The organism is Bacteroidales bacterium (genome assembly GCA_018334875.1).
Lineage (GTDB): Bacteria > Bacteroidota > Bacteroidia > Bacteroidales > UBA12077 > JAGXLC01.
Genome location: JAGXLC010000353.1, coordinates 1 through 4,200, shown reverse-complemented (window position 1 = coordinate 4,200; position 4,200 = coordinate 1). Strand labels below are relative to the sequence as shown.

Here is a 4,200-nt window from a genome sequence, read left to right as displayed (position 1 = left end):
ATGAAACATTTTGGGTAATGCAACAATGTAAAACTTGTCCTGCTCCTGACGGAAATGAAGTCAGGCTAATTACCTCAGAGGATTGAACCTATCATCAGATTAAGTTAAATTTATTTATTCTCCGGGTGGGTAGCTGTAATTTTTGGTGTAGTTTTGACATCTTATATATGAAAAGTAAGTATGATAAGAAATTATATACTCATCATATTTCTGAGTTTTTTGACTACCGGGGTTTTCGGCCAGCCATACACCATAAGCGGTCATGTGCAGGATCAGTCGGACGGAGAGGTACTGATCGGTGCCAATATCTCTTTAAAGGGAACAACCACCGGTACTACCACAAATGCATACGGATTTTATTCTATTACACTGGAACCCGGAGAATACACCATTGCATGCTCTTATGTAGGGTATTCCGGGAAGGAGATCAATCTTGAGCTTAATGGTGATACGACACTGGATATCGAGCTTGAACGAAAGAATACCCAGCTTGAGGAAGTGGTGGTGGAAGGGGAAAAAAGCAACAGCAATATTGTTTCCATGGATATGAGCCTGGATAAGCTGAACAGCGAAACCATTGATAAGATTCCGGTGTTGATGGGAGAGGTGGATATGATCAAAACCCTTCAGATGTTACCGGGAGTAAAATCCACCGGGACGTTGACTTCAGGAATGAGTGTGCGGGGCGGAGGCAGAGATCAAAACCTGATCCAGCTCGATGAGGCTCCCGTTTATAATGCCTCTCATCTTGGCGGCATATTTTCGGTGTTTAACAACGATGCCATCAAAAATGTAGAGCTTTATAAAGGGAAAATACCGGCCCGTTATGGGGGCAGATTATCCTCATTGATCGATATACGGATGAAGGACGGAAATATGAAAGAATTTGCAGGCGAAGGAGGGATCGGATTGATATCGAGCAGGCTTACCCTGGAAGGCCCGGTCGTTAAAGACAAAGGTTCGTTCATTGTTTCGGGCCGGCGTACCTATATGGATGCAGTTATTGGGTTGGCCCGGGATATATCAGGAAGCGGCCGGATCACTGAATTTCCCTTTCATTTTTATGATCTGAACGCAAAAGTCAATTACCGTTTTGACGACAACAACCGGCTCTACTTGTCAGGTTATTTTGGGCGGGATGTATTTTCTTATTCAATAGGGAATGACAACAATTCTAATTTTAACTGGGGCAATTATACGGCCACTGCCCGATGGAATCATGTTTTTAACAACAGGTTGTTTTCCAATTTTACGCTTATGGCAAGCAATTACGATTATTTGCTTGATAACAAACTGTCGATAGGCCGTGAAAAACGCACGTACTCGTTTGAATATGGCGCTTTTGTTAAGGATCTTTCCGCAAAGACGGATTTTACATATTACATCAACAATAACAATACCATGCGGTTTGGCCTTAAATCTACCTATCATGATTTTAATGTCGGGGATATCAGCGGAATCCGGGATACGAGCAGTTTTGAATTTAAATTGCCGGCCATCCGGAGTATAGAGAGTGCCTTTTATTTGAACAACGAACAAAAGGTAACGGAAAACTTTACTGTCGATTACGGCTTCAGATACTCTGTTTTCCAAAATATCGGAAAAGCTACGGTGAATGTTGTAGATGATAATTACAATGTTGTTCGTGAGCGCACATACGATAAAGGTGAGATATACAATACTTATCATGGTATAGAGCCGAGGATCGGTATGAATTATGTGTTTTCGGAAAACCGTTCGGTAAAGGCCAGCTATTCCCGGACCCGCCAATACCTTTTGATCGCTTCCAATTCCAATACCGGCTCTCCGCTGGATGTTTGGATCAGTGCGAATCCGAATATAAAGCCTCAGATAGGCGATCAATACAGCCTGGGGTATTTCAGGAATTTTCTGGATGATGAGATAGAGACTTCCTTTGAGATGTATTACAAAGATATGCAAAACCTGGTGGCTTTTAAGGAATTTGCACAACCCCAGTTCAACCCCGATATGGAAGAGGAACTACGGTTTGGCAAAGGCAGGGCTTACGGCTTTGAGACGACGGTTAAAAAAGCTGAAGGGAATCTGAGCGGATGGATCAGTTATTCTTTTTCGCGTTCCATGAAAAAGATTAAAGATATCCAGGAAAAAGACTGGTTCCCTTCTCCCTATGACCGGCCCCATGACCTGACACTGGTGGCCATGTATGATCTTACCCGACGTATCAGTCTTTCTGCCAATTGGACTTATAAGACCGGGAGGCCGCTTAATGCCCCGGCGGCAAGATATGAATACGGCAACCTGGTGCTTCCTTATTATCCCGGACGGAATAAAGACCGGATGCCAGACTACCATCGGTTGGATGTCGGATTGACCATTATAGGCAATTCCGATCCGGGGAGCAATTTTGAAGGTGAATGGGTGTTTTCTGTTTACAATGCATATGCCCGTAAGAATGCAGATGCCATTTATTTTACGCAGGATAAAGCGGATTTCTATGAGACCAAAGCCATGCGCACAAGTTATTTTACCATTTTTCCTTCGGTGACGTATAATTTTAAATTCTGAATGCAGATGATGTGCGGATTAAAATACATCTTATACGGCTTTCCCGTAATTTTTGCTTTGGGATTCATTTCATGTGCCGATGAAGAAATAGACTGGGATGTGGAGGAATCACCCGAATTGCTGGTGGTGGAAGGCAGCTTTACCAATATAAAAAAGCGTCATAGGATTACTTTATCCAGGTCGGCCGATTACTTTACCAATCAGGAAACGGACCGGGTTTCCGGGGCCGATGTTACCATATCGGACGGTTTCACTACCTATGAATTTGAGGAATTGAAGGAGAAAAGAGGAATCTATGAGAGTGAAAGGAAGGTGGCAGGAAGGGCAGGACATACCTACACACTGAACATTCACCTGCAGGAACCCATCAACAATAAAACGCATTACCAGGCCAGTGAGAAAATGATAGAAGGCATTGACCTGGAGGGCATGGAGGCTTTCATTTACAGGAATCCATTTTACCAGGAAGGATTTCCTACGGATTCCCTCCTGCTGTTTGTTGCTTTATACGGAAATGTTCCGGGTAATATTGATAATCTATATATGGTGGATCTATACAGAAACGGTGAATTAATGCAGGATACCGTTGATGAAAAGGAGATTTATTCTTATGGCGAACAATTGGATGACGATAAATATATACATAATTTGACCTTTTTGGAAGTATTTCAGCCAGGGGATACGGCAGCCATTAAGATCAGCACAGTAACCAAATCTTATCAGCAATTTATCGAAGGGATACAAAATATAGCCGATCAATCGGGCAATCCTTTTGATCTTTCCGGTCCCCCGGCCAATGCCGTTGGAAATATCGAAGGAGGGGAGGCGCTGGGATATTTCAGGGTTTCGTATGTTTCATGGGCCCAGTCTATTGTTGTGGATGGACGGGAAGAAAAGGAAATTGATGATGGCTTAATATCTGGATCTAACCGGTAATGGATTCCAACTCGTCAATTTTAGAAATTATGAATCTTACCCTTTCATTTACCGGTATTTTCGGCACCCTCACAAGGCGGCATCCCAGATACAGATAAACCTGGTTTAAATAATGATAAATCTCTACAGACTCCTCAAAACTTTCAGGCCTTTGGGGATCATTCCTGAATATTTCTTTCCAGGGGGGACAGATGAAAACCGTTGGATTGTAATAACGGCCATACTCCCAAAGATAACCGGGTACCGGATGGTTGGAATTTAACAGGTAAGCAATGATATCGGGAATGCCCCGGTCATAGAAAGAGTTAGTCCTGTGAACCGGCTCCAGTTGGGATTTCATGCGTTGAAAACATGCTTCTGCGAAGCCTTCAAGGTTGTTCCAGGGCAATAGGTCTCCTCCCGTCTGCTGTTGCTCTCTGATAACTACCCGTGAAACTTCAGGGAAACACTTGTACCCGTATTCACTTAATTTGTTCAACAAGGTGGTTTTTCCCGAACCACTGCCCCCTGTTATGATGTAACGTTTGTGTGAATGACCCATATCAATAAAGCTGTAATGACGGTTGCTGTGATATTGACCGCTATTGCTTTCATAATATCTATATCTCTGATCTTTCTGTCGGAATGGCCAATGAACGGTTTGGTTATAAGTTCACCATGGTATATATGCGGCCCGCCGAATCTGCAGTTGAGTATTCCTGCCATCGCTGCTTCAGG

The 4,200-nt window shown here is 43.2% G+C and carries 4 protein-coding genes; 2 read left to right on the top strand and 2 right to left on the bottom strand.

Annotation, left to right across the window (positions count from 1 at the left end; genetic code table 11):
- Positions 1-180: 180 nt before the first annotated feature.
- Together KGY70_17935 and KGY70_17930 are read left to right on the top strand one after the other, a co-directional pair.
- The gene (locus tag KGY70_17935) at positions 181-2,547 is read left to right on the top strand and encodes a TonB-dependent receptor (protein MBS3777083.1); all 2,367 of its coding nucleotides are present in this window, start codon (positions 181-183) and stop codon (positions 2,545-2,547) included.
- Between the two features lie 6 nt (positions 2,548-2,553).
- Entirely contained in the window at positions 2,554-3,483 is a 930-nt protein-coding gene (locus KGY70_17930; GenBank protein MBS3777082.1) for a DUF4249 domain-containing protein, read from the top strand.
- Here the strand turns inward: KGY70_17930 and KGY70_17925 are convergent.
- Positions 3,473-4,024: an AAA family ATPase gene (locus tag KGY70_17925; protein ID MBS3777081.1), complete on the bottom strand. Its 552-nt coding sequence runs from the start codon at positions 4,022-4,024 to the stop codon at positions 3,473-3,475. The genes KGY70_17930 and KGY70_17925 overlap by 11 nt on opposite strands.
- Positions 3,994-4,200, bottom strand: a 207-nt coding sequence (locus KGY70_17920; GenBank protein ID MBS3777080.1) for a cobalamin biosynthesis protein, incomplete at its 5' end; no start/stop codon positions are given. The genes KGY70_17925 and KGY70_17920, both read right to left, overlap by 31 nt.